At 38.7% G+C, this 22,506-nt stretch carries 21 protein-coding genes; 1 reads left to right on the plus strand and 20 read right to left on the minus strand.

Translation table 11 applies throughout. From position 1 onward, the window contains the following. Nucleotides 1–322 precede the first annotated feature (322 nt). The 10 genes from rnc to ACM26V_RS08515 form a co-directional block, all read right to left on the minus strand. Nucleotides 323–1,087 (minus strand): ribonuclease III, encoded by a 765-nt coding sequence (rnc, locus tag ACM26V_RS08470; protein ID WP_416150984.1) that lies wholly within the window; start codon nt 1,085–1,087, stop codon nt 323–325. Nucleotides 1,088–1,258: 171 nt separating this feature from the next. Further along, nucleotides 1,259–1,492: an acyl carrier protein gene (gene acpP, locus ACM26V_RS08475; protein WP_416150985.1), complete on the minus strand. Its 234-nt coding sequence runs from the start codon at nt 1,490–1,492 to the stop codon at nt 1,259–1,261. 59 nt (nt 1,493–1,551) lie between these two features. Then, complete coding sequence (fabG, locus tag ACM26V_RS08480; RefSeq protein ID WP_416150986.1) at nt 1,552–2,292, minus strand: 3-oxoacyl-[acyl-carrier-protein] reductase; 741 nt, start codon at nt 2,290–2,292, stop codon at nt 1,552–1,554. Nucleotides 2,293–2,296: 4 nt separating this feature from the next. Next, nucleotides 2,297–3,244, minus strand: coding sequence for an ACP S-malonyltransferase (gene fabD / locus ACM26V_RS08485; protein WP_416150987.1), 948 nt, complete (start codon nt 3,242–3,244; stop codon nt 2,297–2,299). Continuing rightward, nucleotides 3,241–4,248 (minus strand): phosphate acyltransferase PlsX, encoded by a 1,008-nt coding sequence (gene plsX / locus ACM26V_RS08490; RefSeq protein ID WP_416150988.1) that lies wholly within the window; start codon nt 4,246–4,248, stop codon nt 3,241–3,243. The genes fabD and plsX overlap by 4 nt, the downstream gene beginning before the upstream one ends. Next, the gene (gene fapR, locus ACM26V_RS08495) at nt 4,245–4,823 is read right to left on the minus strand and encodes a transcription factor FapR (RefSeq protein ID WP_416150989.1); all 579 of its coding nucleotides are present in this window, start codon (nt 4,821–4,823) and stop codon (nt 4,245–4,247) included. Before fapR ends, plsX begins: the two co-directional genes overlap by 4 nt. Nucleotides 4,824–4,902: 79 nt before the next feature. Next, on the minus strand, nt 4,903–6,936 hold the full coding sequence (gene recG, locus ACM26V_RS08500) for an ATP-dependent DNA helicase RecG (protein WP_416150991.1): 2,034 nt from the start codon (nt 6,934–6,936) through the stop codon (nt 4,903–4,905). A gap of 200 nt (nt 6,937–7,136) precedes the next feature. Continuing rightward, nucleotides 7,137–8,000: a DegV family protein gene (locus ACM26V_RS08505; protein WP_416150992.1), complete on the minus strand. Its 864-nt coding sequence runs from the start codon at nt 7,998–8,000 to the stop codon at nt 7,137–7,139. 154 nt (nt 8,001–8,154) lie between these two features. Continuing rightward, a complete protein-coding gene (locus ACM26V_RS08510) occupies nt 8,155–9,849 on the minus strand; it encodes a DAK2 domain-containing protein (protein WP_416150993.1) in 1,695 nt (564 codons plus the stop codon). 25 nt (nt 9,850–9,874) lie between these two features. After that, nucleotides 9,875–10,240, minus strand: coding sequence for an Asp23/Gls24 family envelope stress response protein (locus ACM26V_RS08515; RefSeq protein WP_416150994.1), 366 nt, complete (start codon nt 10,238–10,240; stop codon nt 9,875–9,877). 269 nt (nt 10,241–10,509) lie between these two features. Between ACM26V_RS08515 and rpmB the strand changes: the two genes are divergently transcribed. Continuing rightward, nucleotides 10,510–10,698, plus strand: coding sequence for a 50S ribosomal protein L28 (gene rpmB, locus ACM26V_RS08520; protein ID WP_416150995.1), 189 nt, complete (start codon nt 10,510–10,512; stop codon nt 10,696–10,698). A 179-nt stretch (nt 10,699–10,877) separates the two neighbouring features. Here rpmB and spoVM read toward each other — a convergent pair whose 3' ends face one another. The 10 genes from spoVM to coaBC form a co-directional block, all read right to left on the minus strand. Continuing rightward, nucleotides 10,878–10,958 (minus strand): stage V sporulation protein SpoVM, encoded by an 81-nt coding sequence (gene spoVM, locus ACM26V_RS08525; RefSeq protein WP_416151828.1) that lies wholly within the window; start codon nt 10,956–10,958, stop codon nt 10,878–10,880. Nucleotides 10,959–11,081: 123 nt separating this feature from the next. Next, entirely contained in the window at nt 11,082–11,741 is a 660-nt protein-coding gene (locus tag ACM26V_RS08530; RefSeq protein WP_416150996.1) for a thiamine diphosphokinase, read from the minus strand. Nucleotides 11,742–11,976: 235 nt separating this feature from the next. Next, the gene (rpe, locus tag ACM26V_RS08535) at nt 11,977–12,627 is read right to left on the minus strand and encodes a ribulose-phosphate 3-epimerase (RefSeq protein ID WP_416150997.1); all 651 of its coding nucleotides are present in this window, start codon (nt 12,625–12,627) and stop codon (nt 11,977–11,979) included. Between the two features lie 2 nt (nt 12,628–12,629). Then, the gene (rsgA, locus tag ACM26V_RS08540) at nt 12,630–13,514 is read right to left on the minus strand and encodes a ribosome small subunit-dependent GTPase A (protein ID WP_416150998.1); all 885 of its coding nucleotides are present in this window, start codon (nt 13,512–13,514) and stop codon (nt 12,630–12,632) included. Between the two features lie 20 nt (nt 13,515–13,534). Continuing rightward, nucleotides 13,535–15,580, minus strand: coding sequence for a Stk1 family PASTA domain-containing Ser/Thr kinase (gene pknB, locus ACM26V_RS08545; RefSeq protein ID WP_416150999.1), 2,046 nt, complete (start codon nt 15,578–15,580; stop codon nt 13,535–13,537). Then, nucleotides 15,577–16,329 carry a Stp1/IreP family PP2C-type Ser/Thr phosphatase gene (locus tag ACM26V_RS08550; protein WP_416151000.1) on the minus strand — a complete coding sequence of 251 codons (753 nt, stop codon included), beginning with the start codon at nt 16,327–16,329 and terminating at the stop codon, nt 15,577–15,579. The genes pknB and ACM26V_RS08550 overlap by 4 nt, the downstream gene beginning before the upstream one ends. A 67-nt stretch (nt 16,330–16,396) precedes the next feature. Next, the gene (rsmB, locus tag ACM26V_RS08555) at nt 16,397–17,761 is read right to left on the minus strand and encodes a 16S rRNA (cytosine(967)-C(5))-methyltransferase RsmB (protein ID WP_416151829.1); all 1,365 of its coding nucleotides are present in this window, start codon (nt 17,759–17,761) and stop codon (nt 16,397–16,399) included. Next, nucleotides 17,754–18,707: a methionyl-tRNA formyltransferase gene (gene fmt / locus ACM26V_RS08560; protein ID WP_416151001.1), complete on the minus strand. Its 954-nt coding sequence runs from the start codon at nt 18,705–18,707 to the stop codon at nt 17,754–17,756. The genes rsmB and fmt overlap by 8 nt, the downstream gene beginning before the upstream one ends. A gap of 20 nt (nt 18,708–18,727) precedes the next feature. Further along, nucleotides 18,728–21,163, minus strand: coding sequence for a primosomal protein N' (gene priA, locus ACM26V_RS08565; protein ID WP_416151002.1), 2,436 nt, complete (start codon nt 21,161–21,163; stop codon nt 18,728–18,730). Beyond that, nucleotides 21,163–22,368: a bifunctional phosphopantothenoylcysteine decarboxylase/phosphopantothenate--cysteine ligase CoaBC gene (coaBC, locus tag ACM26V_RS08570; protein WP_416151003.1), complete on the minus strand. Its 1,206-nt coding sequence runs from the start codon at nt 22,366–22,368 to the stop codon at nt 21,163–21,165. The genes priA and coaBC overlap by 1 nt, the downstream gene beginning before the upstream one ends. Nucleotides 22,369–22,506: the final 138 nt, after the last annotated feature.

Raw genomic sequence — 22,506 nt, forward strand, 5'->3', positions numbered from 1 at the left:
TAAAGATTCCTTAGAATTCCTACAAGAACGCTCTCCGACAACATATATCGTGGTCTTTAAGTTCAAAATTCAGTTCATAGAAGCAACACACAATATTTTAATTCCTATCATATTCCGATAATTATAAATATGCAATGATTTCGTGCATTAACTCCAAAACAATAATCAAATCCAAAAGAGTTTAGCTTAAGAAGGCGATAAAGTTACCCTATGAAGTCATCTAAACCAAAATAAAAATCACCCGCACTCACCTTTCCCTATAATGTAGAATTACATTAAGAAAAAAGTAAAAGCGGGCTATGACAGTTAACATACATTTTGCTTATTTTGAATTCAATTTTTCAAGAGCTTTTTGCGCAGCCATTTGCTCTGCTTCTTTTTTAGATTTTCCAGTACCTACCCCTAATTGATCTTTATCTAGCGAAACTTCAGAAACAAATTCTCGTGCGTGAGCTGGTCCTTTTTCTTGTATGATTTTATATTGTATTTGTCCTTGATTTTCGCGCTGAATCAATTCTTGGAGTTGGCTTTTAAAATCCATCATATGTGAAAAAGCACCATTATGAATTTTAGGGTAAACGTAATCTTTTAAAAATTGATAAACAGCATCCATGCCGCGATCTAAATACAAAGCACCTATAAAGGCTTCGAATACATCTGCTAAAAGAGCCGGACGTCTTCGACCACCTGTCATCTCTTCTCCCTTACCTAGTAATACGTAGTCACCAAAATGCAATTCATCCGCATTTTTTGCCAATGATGGCTCACATACGATTGCAGCTCTGAGTTTGGTCATCTCTCCTTCGCTCATATGATCGAAGAGCTTAAAAAGGTACTGCGAGATGGCCAATTCCAAAACTGCATCGCCGAGAAACTCAAGCCGTTCATTGTCATCATGTGGACGGATACGATGTTCATTTACATAAGAAGAGTGAGTAAATGCTTGAATAAATAAATCTTCATTTTCATATTCGACATGCATCGTTTTTAAAAAATTACGATATTTTGTTTTTTGAGCATCGGTCATTTGCATTTTCTTAGCTTGACGCTTTATTCCCCTTCTAAAGATCTTTCTTGACTGTTGCATGAGAACCTCCATCACTTGTCCCATTTGATTTTCATGCGCTAACGACGCCAGTAGACATCCTCTCAGTTATCTTCTAAAACTAGTGGAAATCATACGAACAATCACATGACACAAGACCCATGTTTAAAATCCAAGCCCTCCCAATTAGAGAGGACTTGGTTACATATTATTTTATTGATGACGTTCTATGTATTCTATCACGTCACCGACCGTAGCGATTTTCTCAGCATCCTCATCGGAAATTTCTAAGTCGAATTCGTCTTCAAGTTCCATTACCAATTCAACAACATCTAAAGAATCAGCTCCTAAATCCTCTTTGAAAGTTGCAGTTGCTTTAACCTCTGATTCATCAACACCGAGGCGCTCGGATACGATTTTAATTATTCTTTCGTTAATCGTTGCCATTTTCACTTCACCTCCTCTCAGTCATTATAGGATAAACGACATCAAAATACTACATTATTTTATGGCATTACCATTCCACCGTCTACATGAATCGTTTGTCCAGTCATGTACGAAGCTGATTCACTCGCTAAAAATGTGACAACTCTCGCGACGTCTTCTGGCTTCCCTAACTCACCAAGTGGAATTTGTTTCAACAATTCATCTTTCGTTGATTCTGGTAATTTCTCTGTCATTTCCGTTTCAATAAACCCAGGAGCAATTGCGTTTGCACGAATATTCCGATTAGCTAACTCTCTCGCTAGCGATTTTGTCAATCCGATGACTCCCGCTTTACTAGCTACATAATTTGCCTGTCCAGCGTTTCCTAAAACACCTACCACCGACGAAATAGTTATTATTCGACCATAGCGTTGTTTCATCATCGGACGAGTTACAGCTTTAGCACAATTAAATACACCCTTTAAGTTTGTATCAATCACTGCATCGAAATCTTCTTCTTTCATACGCATGATTAACGTGTCCCTAGTGATCCCAGCATTATTAACTAGAATCTCAATCGAACCAAATGCCTCAATAACCGATTTCACCATTGTTTGTACACTCGTTGAGTCTGCAACGTTTGCTTGGATCGCTATTGATTCTACCCCATAACTCTTGCACTCTTCCACTACTTCTTCCGCTTTCTGTTTGTTACCAGAATAGTTAACAGCTATATGTACACCTTGTTTCGCAAGTTCAAGGCAGATCGCTTTACCAATTCCGCGTGATCCTCCTGTAACGAGGGCATGTTGTCCTTGCATGGAATCACTCTCCTTTACTTTCTATAGTTGCTAGTGCTTTATCTAAACTTTCTACATCAAACACCGGAAGCACCGTTGCTCTTCTAGACACTTTTTTCACAAGTCCACTAAGTACTTTCCCAGGGCCTACTTCAATAAACAGATCAACCCCATCTGCTACTAACCTGTTGATCGTATCTTCCCATAAAACTGGAGAGTAGATTTGCTCAATAAGAAGAGGTTGTATTTCAGCTGCACTCTCGATAGGTTGAGCTGTAACGTTAGCTATGACTTCTAATTTAGGAGTTTGAAACGACATCTTTGCTAATTCTTTTTCCATCTGTTCCGAGGCTGGCTTCATTAAGCTAGAATGAAATGGTCCACTGACAGAAAGCATCAGAGCACGTTTTGCACCCTTTTCCTTAGCAATTTCTATCGCTCGCTCTACACCTGCTGTTGTTCCAGAAATAACAATTTGTCCAGGACAATTATAATTTGCTGGCTGAACTGCTCCAGCTTGTTCCGAAGCTTGCTTCGTCACAGCAATCACACTTTCACGGTCCATGCCAAGAATCGCAGCCATAGTTCCTTTCCCTTTTGGAACAGCTGCTTCCATTAGCTGACCACGCAACCGAACAGCTTTGACCGCTTCTTGAAAACTAATTGCTTCACTTGCTACTAACGCTGAGTACTCACCTAAACTATGTCCCGCTACATATTCAGGATGGATTTTTTTCTCTTTTAAAATTTGCCAAATAGCGATACTCGTTGTTAATAATGCAGGTTGCGTATTTTCCGTTTTTTTAAGTTCTTCTGAATCACCATTGAAAATAAGATCACTGAAATTCTCACCAAGTACTTGATCTGCTTCATTAAAAATAGCAGAACAAGTTGGATACGTTTCCGCAAGTTCTTTTCCCATCCCTATTTGTTGGGATCCTTGTCCAGGAAATAATAAGGCAATTTTAGTCATTCATGCCCTCCTTTCTGGGAAGGAAGCTTTGCTATTTCCCGTTGAATCGTATTTATAACTTCTTCATCGTGGATTTTTTTAGCTTGTCGAATAGCACTGAAAAATGCATGGTCATCAGATGAACCGTGTGCTTTTATCACTGGTGCTTGCAAACCAAATAATCCAGCCCCTCCATATTCTGAGTAATCCATTTTTTGTTTCACTCGTTTTAGTGAAGGTCGCAATACTCCTGCAGCTAACTTGTTTTTCAAAGATGAAGTAAACTCTTCTTTTAATAATGAAAACAACGACATAGCTGCTCCTTCTATCGACTTTAATACAATGTTTCCCGTAAAACCATCACATACAACAACATCAGCTACACCATTTAATAAATCTCGTGCTTCCACATTTCCAACGAAGTTCATCGAACTATCTTGTAGTTGTGTAAATACATGTTTTGTTAAATCTGTTCCTTTACCAGCTTCTGAACCTACATTTAATAATCCAATCCGCGGCTGTGTAATACCCTGTACTTTCCTCATATAAACGTCACCCATTAGAGCATATTGAATAAGGTGTGAAGGTTTTGCATCCATATTTGCCCCAACATCTAGTAGTAAAAAACCATTTCCGTCTAGTGTCGGTAACATCGGTGACAAAGCAGGACGCTCAATCCCTTTCGTCCGTCCAACAATGAGCAAACCAGCTGTCATCAAAGCCCCTGTGTTCCCAGCGGATACGGCCGCATCCGCTTTGCCCTGTTTCACTTGCTCAATGGTCAAAACCATAGAGGAATCTTTCTTTCTTCTCACAGCTCTAACAGGTGAATCATCATTATCAATAATAACCTCTGTATGAACGATCTCAATTCTCTCCGTTGTTTTCAGTAATGGACGAATTTTCTTCTCATCACCAACTAAAATAATATGTAAATCTTTATACGCATGCAAACCTTTTTCACAGCCTAGGATTATACTTTCAGGTGCCTTGTCGCCTCCCATAGCGTCTACGGCTAATTTCATTCGGTCGTTTCCCCCTTTTCACTAAGCTCCTCACGAAACATAGAGAAATTCCCTTTGAACACCAGTTCTTGCTCGACATAACTCAGTACTTCAACGAGCGTTCTATTTTCATGAATTTCTTTCACTTTCGCTTTAGCTACAACTCTTTCGTCTACATTAACCTGACTCTTAAAGGATACATCTGCTTGAGCAGTTAGCGCGAATTCATCATCAATAATTGCAACAGCCAATGAATTAGCTTGGGCAAATAAATGATGTCCACGAGCAATCCCAGTTCTCGAAAACACATGTTCAGCCTTTATATCTAAAATCGAAATGGCATGATGATCTAATTCCAAATCAATCACCTCACCAATAACCTCTTCTATCGGTAGAGCTTTAACGGTGTCATATTGCTGTTTTGCTACGTGCTTGATCCTCGCTCTAACTTCAGGAATATTCAACTCCAAACGATCAAGTCGAACAGTTTGGACACTCACATTAAACTCCACTGCTAAAGCATCATCAGTAACAAAAGGATTCTCTTCTATTTTTTCTTTCAGCCTAGGCTGACGCTGTCTTTTAGATAATTTCATCAGATCACATCCACACTCATATGACTAGGTACTAACAGTAGTATATATCTCGCAGATAAAGTTTTCAACCAGAAATTTATTAGTCGAACTTTGATTCTCTAAAGGCACCTTGCTTCTCCAACGTTTCCCTCAACATTCGATAATCTTCACTGGACCAAAACGCACTTGAATTAACTAACTTTGCTGCATCTTGCCGAGCAATCTCTAACACTCGGTAATCTTCGACGATATCAGCTATCTTAAATTGGGGTAATCCACTTTGTTTCACGCCAAAAAAATCTCCAGGTCCTCTTAATTCTAAATCTCGCTGCGAAAGCTCAAATCCATCATTTGTCTCTGTCATAATCGTCATTCTTTCTTTGCCTACATCCGTTTTAGGATTGGCTAGTAAGATACAATGGGCTTGTTCTGACCCTCGGCCAACTCTCCCCCGAAGTTGATGAAGTTGGGATAAACCAAATCGATCTGCATCATAAATCACCATCATCGTAGCATTTGGAACGTTCACACCTACTTCTACTACAGTAGTCGATACAAGAATTTGCTTCTCATTGTTAGCAAATGCACTCATTGTCGCATCTTTCTCATCATGATGAAGTCGTCCGTGCATTAACCCGACAGATGTGTCAGCTAAAACTTGCGAAAGCTGGTGGTGTAAATCGATCGCATTTTGAACATCTAACTTCTCTGATTCTTCTATTAAAGGGCAAATGACATAGATTTGGTGACCTTTTACTAATTCTTTTTTCATAAAGTCTATTACTCTTGGTAACTTATCATGGTTAGCCCAATGTGTTTTTACTGGTTTCCGTCCTTTTGGCATTTCATCGATTGTTGAAACATCCATATCACCAAAAGCACTAATTGCTAGCGTTCTTGGAATAGGTGTTGCTGTCATGAACATCACATCCGGTTGCAACCCTTTCGTCTTTAGGACACGCCGCTGTTCTACTCCAAATCGGTGTTGCTCATCGGTGATAACGAATCCTAGGTTAGCAAAGTCAACTCCCTCTTGAATAAGCGCGTGAGTACCGACAATGATGTTTATAGTTCCGTCACTCAAATTCTGTAAAGTTTTTCTTCGTTCTTTCGCTTTTGCCGACCCTGATAACTGTGCAATACGGATATCCATTCCCACAAACAATTCTTGAAGGGACTCTACGTGTTGTTCAGCAAGAATTTCAGTTGGTACCATCAATGCACCTTGGTACCCAGATAAAACATTTGCATAGAGTGAAATGGCGGCTATAATTGTCTTTCCTGATCCAACATCCCCTTGTAGTAGTCTATTCATTCGATAAGAAGAATGGAGATCAGCAAGAATTTCTTTTAAAACGCGATTCTGTGCTCCAGTAAGTGGGAACGGGAGTTTTTCGATAAACATAGAAATTTTCTTCTCAGAAAAAGATTTTTCTTGTCCTTTTTCTTCTTCTCTTCGTTTCTTACGAAATAATTGCATTTTCATTTGGAATAACAAGAGCTCTTCATAAATCATTCTGCGTTTTGCCTGCTGAAATGTATTAATATCTGCTGGGAAATGCAAATGATAGAGCGCTGCCTTTCGCTCCATTAATCGGTAGGTCGCTAAAAGCTGCTCTGGTAAAATCTCACTGATCGTCTGACCATATTGCTTAAATGCTTGGTCAATCAATTTCTTCAGCATCTGAACCTTGATATCAGCTTTCACGGAATAAACAGGTTCTAACCCGTTTTCTCTTTCCACTGTCTTCGGCTTTACCGTCCCACCTGTGATTGCTAAACGATTACGGTCTAGTTTCCCAGAAAAAACCAATAAATCACCTAGGTTAATTTGCTTTTTTAAATACGGTTGATTAAAGAAGATCGCTTGCACTAGGAGACCGTCCACAAGAACTCGCACGGACAGTCTCGACTTCTTTTTTCCAAAAAAGCGCAAGTCAGGTTCACTATGTACCTTTCCTTGAAGTGTCACCCGCTCATCATGTTGGACTTCAGTTATCGGACGGATCGCGTGATCTTCATATCGAAAAGGAAAATACTCAAATAAATCTTGGATGGTGTCTATTCCCATTTGATTAAGTTGTTCCATTGCTTTAGGACCTACACCTGTTAATGTTGATACTGATTGAAACATTCCATCACACCTTACTTGATTTGGTTGGAATCGATTCTACACCAAAATTTAATTACACCTTATTATCTTATTAAATTCATTCCCAATCAACCATCAATTGCCAATGATCACAAACTACTTTCGTTTCTGTTTTGTAACCTTTCGCAAACATTCATCACTAAAAAACTGCCCCATATCAAATAGGACAGTTTCTCAATTGTTTATTGTTTCGCCATTTTAGTTACAGCAATAGAAATCGTTCCTGGGCCAACATGCGTTCCAATAACTGGACCAATGTTCGTTATCACTTCTTTTTTAATCGAGAAATGATCGTGCAATTTGCTCATCAATGCTTTAGCCTCTGTTTCAGCTTCAGCATGTGAAATCCCCACATGAACGTCGTCTTTGCCATAGCGATTTTCGAATTCTTGAATAATTCGCTGAACTGCTTTCTTTTGACCCCGAACTTTTTCAAACGGATATACTTCCCCTTCTTCTGTCAGGGATAAGATAGGTTTGATTTTCAACATCGATCCTAAAATTGCTGAAGCTTTACCAATCCGCCCATTTTTTTCAAGGTATTTTAATGTATCTACCATGAAAAAGACTGAGGTATCTACCAATAGTTCGTCTATTCTATTTAAACATTTTTCTTTTGATGCGCCTGCCTTCGCCATTGTAGCGATTTCAACAACTATGACACCAATAGCATAGGATGCTCGCTTGGAATCGACTACCGTAACCGGAATCTCGTCACCCAATGTTTGAGAAGCGATATAGGCAGATTGAAACGTTCCGCTTAATTTTGAAGATAAATGAATAGAAATGATATCGGGATGATCATACTCCTCAAACAACTGACGATATTCTGTTTCAAATTGATGTGGCGTTGGTTGAGATGTTGTTGGAATAAAATTTTCTTTGGCCAACTTTCGGTAAAATTCACTCGCTGTTAAATTAACACCATCTTCAAACGTCTCTTCTTCAAAATGAACTTTCAATGGGATAACAGAAATGTTTAACTCTTGTTGAATTGCTACCGGTATATCAGCTGTTGAATCCGTGACAATTTTTACAATACTCATCAAAACAACCCCCTGTATAATAGTAGTAAATGACGTTCCATAAAGAGGATGTCCAAAGATCCGGACTAATTAAAGATCGAAACCCATATAAGATAGCCAACTACCAAATGCATTGATAAACAAATAGATGGTCCCGACCTTTGACCAGATTATTCTATTCTATGGATAATATATAAGAATAGAGTGGCTGATTCCCAGTATGAACTTCTACTTCTATTTCTTCATGTTGTTCTTCGATGTATTGAACGAGTTCCTTCGCTTCCGCTTCTGTTCTATCTTCACCTCTTATAATTGTAAGAATTTCACTCTCATCATCAACAATTTTAGCAATAAGCTCTTTCGCGACTGACTGAACAGAAGGCCCTGTAGATATAATTGTTTTTTCATAAATTCCCATGAAGTCACCTTTTTTAATTGCCACGCCATTTAAACTTGTATCTCGAACAGCGTAAGTTACTTCACCAGTTTTCACTTCCTGCATCGCTTCTTTCATACCCTCAGCATTCTCTTCTAAACCTTGCACTGGATTAAATGCCAGCATAGCAGCTAGACCTTGTGGAACAGACTTTGAAGGAACAACAGTTACCTCTAGATCCGATACTTCTGCGGCTTGATTTGCCGCCATTATAATATTACTGTTGTTAGGTAATAGAATTATTTTTTCCGCTTGACACTCTTCTATCGCCTTGACGAAGTCTTCTGTTGATGGGTTCATTGTTTGCCCACCTTCAATGACTTTCTTCACACCCAATCCTCTGAATAGATCAGCAATTCCTGTTCCCATTCCAACAGTGATAACAGCATATTCCGTTTTTTGGATTGGCTTGCTCGTTGCTTTTTTTGTTGGTTGCGTCGGTTCTGTCCCCTTTTCGTTCAAAATAGTCGTATGCTGTTCGCGCATATTTTCTATTTTAACGTTTACAAGAGAACCGAACTTCTGCGCAGCTGAAATGACGTTTCCAGGATACTCAACATGAATATGAATTTTCAATAAATCGTCATCAGCAACTACCAACAAAGAATCCCCATATTGATCTAAATGTTGACGAAACCCATCTTCACTAAATGGATTCTCAGCGATTTTTTCATCTTCAAACTGCACCATTACTTCTGTGCAATATCCAAATTCAATATCTTCTGTTGACATATGACTTTGCGCAGATTGGTGATGTTCCAATTTTACAAGCTCGTCCATATGTGGCTCATCTTGATGAGTCGCATCTGAAATTTTTTCTCCTTTTAAAACGGCAAGGAAACCTTCATAAATTGTTACTAAGCCTTGACCACCAGAATCAACCACTCCAACTTCCTTCAGAACAGGCAATAAATCAGGTGTACGTTCTAAAGATGCTTTTGACTCTTTTAGAACAGCAGCCATCAAGTCAATAACATCATCGTTATTTTTACTGTATTCATGCGCTAAGTTAGCTGAATCTTTCGCAACTGTTAATATCGTTCCTTCAACAGGTTTCATAACTGCTTTATAAGCCATTTCAACTCCATATTCAAAGGCTTTACTTAAATCCTTTGCTGTAATCGTTTCTTTTCCTTCTACGGATTTAGAGAATCCTCGAAAAAGTTGCGAAAGGATTACTCCTGAATTCCCTCTTGCTCCCATTAGGAGCCCTTTGGCAAATCGAGAAGCAATAGCTCCAACATGATTATCTGATTTCGCCCTCACTTCTTTGACTCCTGAAGTGATGGTCAGGTTCATATTCGTTCCCGTATCTCCATCTGGAACGGGAAACACATTTAATGAATCAATAATTTTTGAATTACTGGAAAGGTTGTTTGCACCCTCTACAAGCATTTGTGCAAATTTCTCTCCTTCGATAATCTTCGTAGTCACGAATGTTCCTCCTAACTATAAACTTCTATAGGTTTGTAACGCGAACGCCTTGAACGAAAATGTTTACTGAATCGACTTTCAAACCAAGCATCTGATCTAGCTGATACTTCACTTTGGATTGAACATTGTGAGCTACTTCAGATATTTTCGTTCCGTAACTTACAATAATGTACATATCGATGTGAACTTCTTCATTTTCTAGTTCACGGATGACCACACCGCGCCCCAAATTTTCTTTCCTTAGTAAATCTGTAATACCGTCTTTTAATTGCTTCTGTGAAGCCATGCCAACAATGCCATAACAATCGACCGCTGCGCCACCTGCTATAACAGCAACTACTTCTTTTGATACGTCAATACTGCCAAACTTTGTTCTCATCTCTATGGTCATAGGAAATATGCCTCCTTATAAGGTATTTTACCTTTATGGCTACCGTTATTTTACTATATAATAACAACTTTTAAAAGAAAACTTCTGTCAATCCAAAAGCAATTTAACCATACTTGGTTTATTATTAGCTGTCAAGCTTCTCTCCTTGATATAAATATACAAATAACTTGAATTCTTTAACTTCCTATGCTAATATAACCAAGTGTCTGATTTGAATTTAATAAGTATACAAATGGTTTTTTTATTGTGAAAGAGAAGGAGGGATATTTATGGCACGTAAATGTGTTATAACGGGTCGTGGCCCTAGAACTGGAAATAAACGTTCTCATGCGTTGAACACTACAAAGCGCCGTTGGGGTGCAAACGTACAAAAAGTACGTATTTTAGTTAATGGCAAGCCGAAAAAGGTTTATGTTTCTGCTCGCGCACTGAAATCAGGTAAAGTGGAACGTGTGTAAATTACAGGGATAAAAAACGGCGCATGTTGCGCCGTTTTTTTATTCTTTTAGACCTGATGATATCCTCATGCGCATTCTACTTCGATGAAATCACAGTATTCCAATATTAGAGACAACTTAAATAAATAAAATAGCCATCTTTATAGAGTTAAAAAAATCGCCTCTCACTAAATCCTTTGTTAACCTTTACGAAAGGTCCCAAGTACCGCACGAACAAATCCTCCAATAAATTTAGGTAATTTAATTGTATAAAACTTCATGCTTTCCCCTCCCCGAAAGAACATTCGAAGTGAATGATTCTTATGATTGAGAAATCACTATTCAGCATCTCGTTATTACACATTATATTCAGAAAGGGAAAAATAGTACCTCTTTTTCTACGATTACTTATCAGTTATTTCGTCCATTGTTTGAAAGACATATAAACGACCTTCTGAAAATGTGATTGTTCCTTGATTAGCAATAATTTCATTACTCACACACTGACTAGATCCTTGTTTAATAGAAGCATTCACTAATGGATATCGAAACCCTTCTAACATTAAACCTTTCACCTCGCTAGAATGTGGAATGAGAGACACATAGGGATAATTACTTGTTTCAATTGTGTATGTACCAGGATTCCAAATCGTCAATTTATTCCAACGATCTTGAATATAAACAGGAATTTTTTGCTGTAAACCTTGCAATATTAATTGTGCATTCATAAATAAATGATCAAGCCTACCTCCTGTGCCTCCAAAGAGAATCACTTGAGATGGATGTTGTTTCAATGTCCATTTTAATGCAATTTCCATGTCTGTTTCATCTTTTTCACAAGGAAATACATTTAGTTTTATTCCAGTTTTGTCAATCCAGTCACGTTCTTCCTTAGTTAATGAATCAAAGTCACCAAAAGCATGCTCAGGTTCTATCCCATGTTTTAATAAGATAAAAACGCCACGATCTACCCCAATCCAATGTGCATCAGGGTATTCCTTTATAATTTTATCGACTAAAGGTACTTGTTGAATTGGTCCGCCTGCCATCAATATATAAGTCAAAAAATTTCGCTCCTTTATTATGATTCAGCAATTTTTAAATCTTGCTTGTTTAACCACAAGTTTGAGAAAAGTGTACGCAAAAGAAACGACTATTGCTTCATGCAACAGCCGTTAATAATATGGGCTCCACAATCCCTACGCAAGCATGAACTTACAGATTCCAAGGTTTAAAGGGTCGCCCCTCAGTCTTCATCGGACTCCCCTCGTGGTTCATATTTATTTAAATCCCATTATGTTATCTTGCTTGACGAATCGATTCAATTGCCTTTTTGCGATCTTCTTTACCATAAACAGCAGAACCAGCAACTAACACGTTCGCGCCTGCATCTATACAAAGCTTCGCCGTTTCTACGTTTACACCACCATCAATTTCAATATCGATATCTCTCCCCGAAATATCAACTAATTCTTTGACTTCTTTTACTTTTGTCATTACCGGTTCTATGAATGACTGTCCACCAAAACCAGGATTAACAGTCATAAGAAGTACTAAATCTACATCGTCAATAACGTGTTTGATCGTATCGACTGAGGAAGCTGGATTTAACACGACGCCAACTTTCACACCTAGGTCTTTCACCATATGTATTGTACGGTGCAGGTGAGGACAAGCTTCTACATGCACACTAATAATATCCGCTCCTGCTTTTACAAACGAGGGGATAAATTTATCGGGATTTTCAATCATTAAATGGACATCTAAAGGGAGTTTCGTCAATGGTCTAATCGCTTCTACTACAAGAGGACCTATCGTTATATTTGGAACGAAATGACCATCCATTACGTCAACGTGGATATAATCCGCTCCCCCTTCTTCTACTTCTTTAATATCTTCTCCTAGCTTTGAAAAGTTTGCTGCCAAAATCGATGGCGCTATTTTTATCATTTTCAGTACCTCCGCTTTTGCTTTTTTATTTCATCTAAAAATTCAACATAGTGAGTATATCGATGAGGCGCAATTTCACCTTTATTAAAAGCGTCTTTCACCGCACATCCAGGTTCGTTTACATGTGTGCATTGGCGAAATTTACAATCGTTTATTCGTTGACGCATTTCAGGGAAATACAGTGATAAATCTTCTGCTTTAAAATCGATAAAGTCCAACGAACTAAATCCAGGCGTATCAGCCACATATCCTCCACCATTTAACGAGATTAATTCTACGTGCCGTGTCGTATGCTTCCCTCGCCCTAAACTTTTCGATATTTCATTGGTTTCGATATTAATACCCGGCTTCAATGCGTTAAGAAGCGATGATTTCCCTACGCCTGATTGGCCAGCAAAGACAGATACTTTCCCATTGATAAATGGCTCAAGACTTTTGAGTGTCTCTTCAATGTATATCGATGTTTTTAATACTTCGTAACCTAGTTTTTTATAGTCTTCTACATAGCTTATCATAGCATCTTTCTCTTCATCTCTTTCTAAATCAACCTTCGATAAGCAAATGATTGGTTCAACATTATTCGCTTCTACATGAACAAGAAACCGATCGAGTAAAACAGGGTTGAAAGAAGGCTTTTCAACAGAAAAAATGAGAATCGCTTGGTCAACATTAGCAATTGGTGGCCGAACGAGCTCGTTTTTTCGTTTATTTAGCACCATAATGTATCCATCAGTTCGGTTTTCTGCATCGAACTCGACCCAATCCCCAACGAGTGGGGAAACCTTTCGCTTTCGAAAAATTCCCCTCGCTCGACACTGAAAAATTCCATCCTCATTTTCTACATAGTAAAAACCACTCAACGCTTTAACAATTTGTCCTTTTGGCATTCGGACCTCCTTCAAATTTATTACTCATCACCAAATTCTCTTCTTAATTCCTCATAAGTGTATTCATATGGAGAATTATCAAATTCCTCCCCATCAACTATAAGGATTAAAAATCCAGATTCCCCTGGAGCAACCGTCATTGGGATTTCATATGTCTTCCCCTCACTAATTTCTTCATCAATTACTCGATTTGGTGTTGGATTGTTACTATCAGTGACAGAAATTTGAATTCGGTAAGACGAGTTCTCCTCGCCACCATTTTCAGGCACGTTCATGATAAACGGAACATTCACGTTAATAGGTTCCGCCTCTTCTTGTTCTTCTTCCACTTCTTCAACCTCTTCTTCAGGTTCAGGTCCCCTTGATAAAATGACGGTGACCTTTGTAAGTTCACGAATTTCCGTTCCATGAGTTGGAGATTGTGAAATAACTTTCCCTTCTTCTATAAAAGGATCATAGTCTTCTTCGAATTCCAAATCAAGGAGGGGGTTACCCGATACTGAATTCAATACATCAACTCGAGTCATCCCATAATAATTATTCATAATATGAGTCGGTCTTTCACTTACTGTTAACGTGACAACTGTTTCTCTAGGATAAATTAATTCCCCAGGTTCAGGGCTCTGCCCAAGCACTATGTCGTCATCATGATCTGATGTTTCTTGTAACTCAATTTCAATTCCTTGGAATTCTTCCAACATCTGTTCTGCAAGCGATCTCGTTTCGCCAACGACACCTTCCATCTCAACAGGTTCCGCACCTTCACTAACAATTAAAGAAATGGTAGTCCCTTCTTTCACAAATTGTCCCTCTTCTGGATGATGAGAAATAACATGGTCTTCTTCTATCTCATCATCATGGCGTTTGTCTTGTTCTACTTCCAAATTTAATTCCATAAGAATCTCTGACGCTTCTTCATAATGCATCCCTATTAACCCTTCAGGAATTTCTACATCATCAACATGAAGCCAACTTGGAATAAGGTAAAATGCAACAAAAATTAAACCAATTAAAAACATAAGTGCAAGGATGGATGTTTTAATCCAAAATTTAATACCTTTTTTCTGTTTTTTAGGTGCCACTGCTTCCTGGTTTTCATCTGGGGTATTATCTCTTTTTTTAGACTTAGGATTAGGATGAACTATCGTTTCATGATAATTTTCCTTTGGTTGATTGCCAACTATCGGGACAGCTTTTGTCATTTCCTCATCAGGTATCGGCAAATAATTAGGTTCTTCATCTAATCGATCAGGATGAAGTACTAAAGATAAATCACTAATCATAGCATCAGCAGTTGCAAACCTTAACGTCGGATCTTTAGCTGTTGCTTTCATTACAAAATTCTCTACGCTTTGAGGTATTTCAGGCATCTTTTCTCTTAATAAAGGTAACGGTTCTTGCAAGTGTTTGATCGCTACTGAAACCGGTGTGTCTCCACTAAATGGAACCTCACCTGTAAGCATTTCATACATGACTACCCCTAGTGAATAGAGATCCGATTTATAGGTGACCTGGCCCCCTCTTGCTTGTTCTGGCGAGAGATAGTGAACAGATCCTAAAACCGAATTGGTATGGGTAATCGTTGCTTCACTAATTGCTCTAGCAATACCAAAATCAGTCACTTTTGGTGTTCCATCTAGGCTCATTAAAATGTTGTGAGGTTTTAAATCTCGGTGTACAATATGATTTTCGTGTGCATGACTAACAGCAGACGTCATTTGTTTCAAAATCCTAATTGTCTCACGAACGGATAAATTGCCTTGCTCTTGAATATAGTCTTTTAATGTTTGGCCTTCTACATACTCCATAACGATATAATAAAGATCTTCTTCTTCACCGACATCATAAATGTTAACAACGTTCGGGTGTGATAAACTTGTTGCCGATTGCGCTTCTCTTCTAAAGCGACGAATGAATTCATCATCTTTTGAAAATTGAGACTTAAGCATTTTAACAGCAACAGATCGATCTAAAATCAGATCCCTTGCTAAGTAAACATCAGCCATCCCACCTCCACCAATAGGACGCTCTATTTCATAACGATCGTTTATTCTTTTCTGACTCATGACTGACTCACTTCCTTCGTCTCATGCCGAACGAGTGCAATCGTAATATTATCTTCACCGCCGTAATCATTAGCCTGTTTCACCAAATCATCAGAAATCTTAGCTATAGAATCCTCTGTTTTCAAATGGTCTTGAATTTCAAGGTCAGATAATTTATTTGTGAGTCCGTCTGAGCAAAGTAGTAACGCAGAACCGCTTTTCCAACTGATTGTTTCTACATCGACTTCAATTGTTTTTTCTGTTCCCAACGCTCTTAATAAGACATTTTTTCGCGGGTGGTGTTCTGCTTCTTCTTCAGTTAACTGGCCTGAACGTACGAGTTCTCGAACTAAGGAGTGATCATCTGTCATTTGTTTTAACGTTTCTTCCTCAAACAAATAAACTCTTGAGTCACCGACGTTCGAATAGGTTACAAATTCTTCTGAACAAACCGCAGCAACAAGTGTTGTCCCCATCCCTTCACAATTTGGGTTGTTTTGTGCATAATCAAATAATTCGTCATTTATAGTTTTAACTCTATCTAACAACCACTTTTCTGCTCCTTTAGGGTTAAACTCTTCATTATTCTCATTCCAAAAGTTCAACAACTTCTCTTTGGCCATTGCGCTTGCTACATCGCCTGCCTGATGACCACCCATTCCATCTGCAACGAAGGCTAATAACTGACCAGTTGTGTCTTTAACTACACCACCATTATCTTCGTTATGAGCTCTTAATTTCCCGATATCTGTAAGAAAAATCCCTTCCATCTGTCTATCCCCTCATTTCTTCTTGCATTCTTTTTCAAACCGTTTTATGGTATCTTCATCCAAGTGATCATTTATGTTTCATCACAGACGATATGAAAAATCCATCTGTGTCAAACTCTCCAGGAAATAATTGAATCCTTCCAATAGCATTATTAGGAGATTCTCTCATAACTTTCGGCAACCTCTCTTTAAATCCTTCATCAAAAGATGCGTCATCATGATTTTCTACAAATGTCGTAATAACACCTTCATTTTCAACAGAATCGATCGTACATGTACTGTAAACGAGCCGTCCACCTTTTTTTAGAAGTGGCCAAATAGATTGAATAATCTCTTTTTGAATCACTGACAACCTCTGAATATCACTCTCACGCTTGGACCATTTTAAATCAGGCTTTCGTTGGATAACACCAAGACCTGAACAAGGAGCATCAACTAAAATTCGATCAAAAGTCTCAGCACTGTATTTTTCAGATAATTTCCGAGCATCCGAGACGTCACCCTCAATGATAGATAATTTTAACCTCTCTTGCTGATCCATGATCAATTTCACCTTATGACCGTGAATATCGACGCTCTTGAGTTCTCCTTTATTATTCATACGTTCCGCAATATGAGTCGATTTTCCTCCTGGTGCCCCGCAAGCATCAAGGATTTTTTCCCCTGGTTCAGGAGCTAGAACGTGGGAAACAAGCATAGACCCTTCATCTTGAATCGACAACCAGCCTTGCTGAAATGCCTTCGTTTTAACGATCGAACCTCGTTTCACGTGTAAGCTTTCTTCAACATTTGCACTTTCTTCCACTTCAAAGCCCTCTTCTATAAGAGAGTCAATTACTTTTTGTTTTGACACCAGTGTAGTATTTACACGAACAGAGTGGATCGGAGGCGTTAAATTCGCTATCGCAATTTCCTTTGCCTTATCCAATCCAAATTGATCGGCCCATCTATTTATGAGCCATTCAGGATGACTTGTTTCCACTGCAAGCCTCTCCCTTGCATCTTCAATTGTTTCAGTACTCGGAAGATCACTTCGTAACATCGACCTAAGAATACCGTTCACCATTCCTGAGATGCCTTTGTGGCCACGTTTTTTAGCAATTTCGACAGCTTCATTAATCGCTGCATGATCTGGAATTCGTTCTAAAAAGACAAGTTGGTATACAGATAAACGAAGCAGTATATGAACCCATGTTTCAAGTTTATTTAATGGCTTTTTAGAAAAAGCTTCAAGATAAAAATCTATTTTTTTTTGCTGTTGAATCGTTCCATAAACTACCTCGGTTAATAGAGGAACATCTATTGCTGATACAGTCATTTTCTTAATTGTGTCATTAAGGAGCAAGTTACTATAGGCTTGATTTTTTTCTATTTTCAATAAAACATCTAATGCCGCTTCTCGTACATTACCTTGCTGCTTCTGTTTACTCATCATCATGCTTTCCTAACCTCATTCCACTACTCCATGTACTTCCTGCACCTCTTAAAAATATTGATACATCCATCGGTTTTTTTCCAGATGGTTGCACATTTGTTAATGCAAGCACAGTCCCTTTACCACAAGCGACTAAGATCGCGTCATCTAGCAATTCAATCACCGTTCCTGGTTCATGATTCGTCGATATAGAATAAACGTACGTTCCCCATATTTTAAAGCGTTTTTCCTCGACAAGTGTAAAAGCAACTGGCCAAGGATTTAAACCACGAACTTGATTGGAAATTTCTGTCGCACTTTTATTCCAATCGATCAGTTCTTGTTCTTTTTTTATGTTAGGTGCAAATGTCACTAGCTGTGGATCCTGTGCAATCGCTTGGATATCTCCAGCCTCAATCAATGGAATCGTCTCCTGAAGAAGTTGAGCCCCTAATTCACTTAATTTATCATGCATCGTCCCTGCTGTATCTTCTTGTAAGATAGGGATCGCTTTTTGAGCGATAATATCTCCAGCATCTAGCTTTTCAACCATATACATTATCGTAATTCCTGTCTCTTTTTCTCCATCAATAACCGATTGGTGAATTGGCGCTCCGCCCCTGTATTTTGGTAGAAGAGAGGCATGAACATTGACACATCCTTTTGACGGAATATTAAGAAGTTCTTTCGGTAAAATCTGACCAAAAGCAGCTGTCACAATTAAATCAGGATCAATCTCTTTCACTTTCATCCATTCTGTTGCGTTCTTTATTTTCTCTGGTTGAAACACAGGAATCTCTAATGCCTCAGCCGCAACCTTTACAGGTGGAGGCGTCAAGACTTGCTTTCTTCCTTTAGGTCTATCAGGTTGAGTAACGACGAGAGAAACGTCGTATCCATCCTTCACTAACGTATGTAATACTGGAACTGCAAAATCCGGTGTTCCCATAAATACTATTTTCATATTCTATAAACCCCCTTTTATCAAAGCATCATATATGGATTTGTATCAATATTTATTGCTAAACCTGTTCGTGCCATCTCCCCTTGGTAGGTACGGATAAGTTCTTGCAGTGACTTTGTCAGACTAGGCTCAACTTTATATTTTATCATGCATTGATACCGATATCTATCCTTTATACGCGGGATAGAAGATGCAACAGGACCATATACCATTGTTTCTTTTGATAGCTCCCTCTTCAGAAAAGCCGTAATTTTTTCAGTTACAGAAACGACGCGGTCTAGTTCTTCGTAACTAACATGAATGAGTACTAAATAATAGTACGGAGGATAGCCCCCTTGTTTTCGAATCGCCATCTCTTTTTCAAAAAATGACAGAAAATCATGAGATTTCACATCTAAGATACTATAATGATCTGGGGTATACGTTTGTACCATTACTTCTCCTGTCTTTTCATGTCTGCCTGCCCTTCCGCTGACTTGCGTCAATAATTGGAACGTTCGCTCAGAAGAACGGAAATCAGGTAAATGGAGCATCGAATCTGCCGCTAACACACCAACAAGGGTAATATTAGGAAAATCAAGCCCTTTCGCAATCATTTGTGTCCCTAAAAGAATGTCTCCTTTTCCTTCTCCAAACTGGTTGAGTAATTTCTCATGTGATCCTTTTCGTCGGGTCGTATCGACATCCATCCTAATCACACGGATGTCAGGAAATACTTTTAATAGTTCTTCTTCTACTTTTTGAGTACCTGTGCCAAAAAAGCGAATCGAATCACTACTACATTCAGGACATATGCTCGGGATCGTTTCCGTATGTCCGCAATAATGACATTGCAATGATTGGTTCGACCGATGATACGTTAAAGATATATCACAATGAGGACACTCTGCAACATAGCCACAGTCTCGACACATAATGAACGTTGAATACCCTCTCCTATTTAGAAACAACACCGTTTGCTCATTTTTATCTTTTCGATCCTGAATCGCCTCGAGTAAATCATTGGAAAACATCGATCTGTTTCCTTTTCTCAATTCCTCTCTCATATCGATCAAAGACACTTCAGGCATCTTAACGTTATTTACACGGCGCTCCATAGTCAACAGATGGTAAACACCTTTCTTGGCGCGTGCATAGCTTTCCAATGACGGAGTTGCACTCCCTAAAATCACTGGACAATCATAATATTTACCTCGTTTAATCGCAACTTGTCTCGCATGATACCTAGGTAATTCTTCCTGTTTATAACTCGTTTCATGTTCTTCATCAATAATGATAATTCCCAAGTTTTCAAACGGAGCAAAAATAGCAGATCTTGCTCCAACTGCTACATCTACTTTACCTTCACGAATTTTCAGCCATTCATCATATTTCTCTCCTTTAGATAAAGCACTATGAAGAACCGCTACACGTGATCCAAATCGCCCCTTAAAGCGAGTAACCATTTGCGGAGTCAACGATATTTCCGGTACAAGAACAATCGCTTCTTTTCCTTTTTGTAACGCAACATCGATCGCCTGCATGTAGACTTCTGTTTTCCCACTGCCAGTCACACCACGCAATAAAAAAGTCTCGTGCATTTTTTCCTCTATGGAAGAGACAATCGGATCAAGTGCTTGTTGTTGCTCATCCATTAAAGGTAATGGTTCTGTTGACTCGAATGTACGTCCTTGAAATGGATCGCGGCCTACCACGACTTCTTCTTTAATCAACAATTGCTTTTTCACCAATTCTTGTATAGATTGTCTCGACACATTAGCTTTTTCTAAAAGTTGCACGAGAGCGATCTTTTCATGGCGTTGCAGACTAGTGCGGAAAAACTCAATTACCTGTTTTTGTTTTTCAGCACGTGTAAGTTGATGTGATGCTTCCCCTAATTCATTGTCTGTTAACGGAGTCGAAATCATAACCTGCGTCTTTTTCTTATCTTTGGTTGTTACAACAGGCGTAACAAGTATCAAATTGTCTCTTACCGCTTTCATCACTTGTTTCTTATCTTCTTCAGTGGCAGTCTTTCGCCATTCATCCCAGTTTTCTATTTGCTTCTTCTCTTTAAATAGGTGTTGCAGTCGCATCGGAAGTAAATCAAATTCATCGATAGATTTTACGGATAGTTTCTTTTGATATTTAGCCCTCATCGCCGCTGGTAACATCGACTTCAACACAGATATGTGAAACGATAATGTGTCGTCTTTCATCCATATAGATAAATCAATCAGTTCCTTAGTTAAAGGAGGATATAAATCAATTAATTCTGCTAAAGGCTTCAGTTTTGTTGCGTCGTAATCGGTATCGTTCCCTGTCTCCACAACAAATCCTTGCACTTTTCGTGGTCCAAATGACACATTTACGCGAACACCAGGAACGATCGTTTCCTCATATTCTGGTGGAACAAGGTAATCAAATAGTCGATCCGTTTGATTAACTGCCACATCGACGATAACTTTTGCTATCATTACTTTTCCTCCATAAGGGGGTTAATCGCATCTAACAAATACTCAGCAGCCTGCTTTTTTGTCGTAAGTGGAATGAGGTACTCTTGTCCATTTGCATCATAGAGCATTAATTCATTCGTATCAACTTGAAAACCTACCCCATCGCTAGTTATCGAATTTGCTGCGATTAAATCCAAGTTTTTCGTGCGAATTTTTTTCCTAGCATTTTCTGCTATATTTTCAGACTCTGCCGCAAAACCAACCAATATTTGCTTTTCTTTTTTTTCTCCTAAAGATTTGAGGATATCCGTTGTTCGTTCCATTTCTATAGAAATATCAACATCTGTTTTTTTCATCTTATTTGTATGTGAATGTTTCGGCCGGTAATCAGCAACGGCTGCGGCTTTAATGACTACATCCGTTCCAGCGAATCGTGAATCAACGGCTTTGTACATTTCTTCAGCAGTTCTAACCGAAATTAACTCTACCCCGTGTGGTTCAGTTAATGCACTAGGTCCACTCACTAGAGTAACCGTTGCCCCTCTTGCAGCTGCTATTTCCGCAATCGCATAGCCCATTTTTCCGGATGACCGGTTGGAGAAGAACCTGACAGGATCAATCTCTTCTTGTGTCGGTCCAGCAGTTACAAGAACTTTTTTTCCGTACCAAAGGGGATTTTCTTGCCGAATAAAATGATGATCAACCATCGATAATAAATCTTCTGGTTCAGCCATGCGTCCTTTTCCAGTATAACCACAAGCTAAATAACCTTCGTTTGGTTCAATATAGGTATACCCAAATTGGCGTAACGTCTCCATATTCTTTCTAACAGCAGGGTGATCATACATGTGAACATTCATCGCAGGAGCTATCATAATCGGAGCAGTCGCCGCTAATAATGTTGTTGTCATCATATCATCAGCAATTCCATTCGCTAGTTTCCCAATAATATTTGCCGTCGCTGGAGCAATCACAACAAGATCGGCCCAATCGGCAATATCAATATGAGCTATTTTTTCAGGATTGGGCTCTGTAAAAGTATCCATATAAACATGATCTCTCGAAAGAGCCTGGAAGGTAAGCGGAGTAACAAATTCTTTAGCTGATTCAGTCATAATTACCTTTACTTTATATCCTTGCTGAACAAGTTTGCTCGTTAAAGCTGCTGCTTTGAAAACAGCAATCCCTCCTGTAACACATAATAAAATTCGCTTTTCTCTCTCCATCACTTTCGCCTCCGATTACAATAAACGTAATTTATTTCTCTGTTCATCAATAATGATTTTGAACAGGCGTTTTCATTTTTCGTCTAATACCGTTATCGTTCATTGCTGATTTCCACAGGATATAAAAATGATTGCGTA

The organism is Salipaludibacillus sp. HK11 (assembly GCF_047795645.1).
GTDB lineage: Bacteria > Bacillota > Bacilli > Bacillales > Salisediminibacteriaceae > Salipaludibacillus.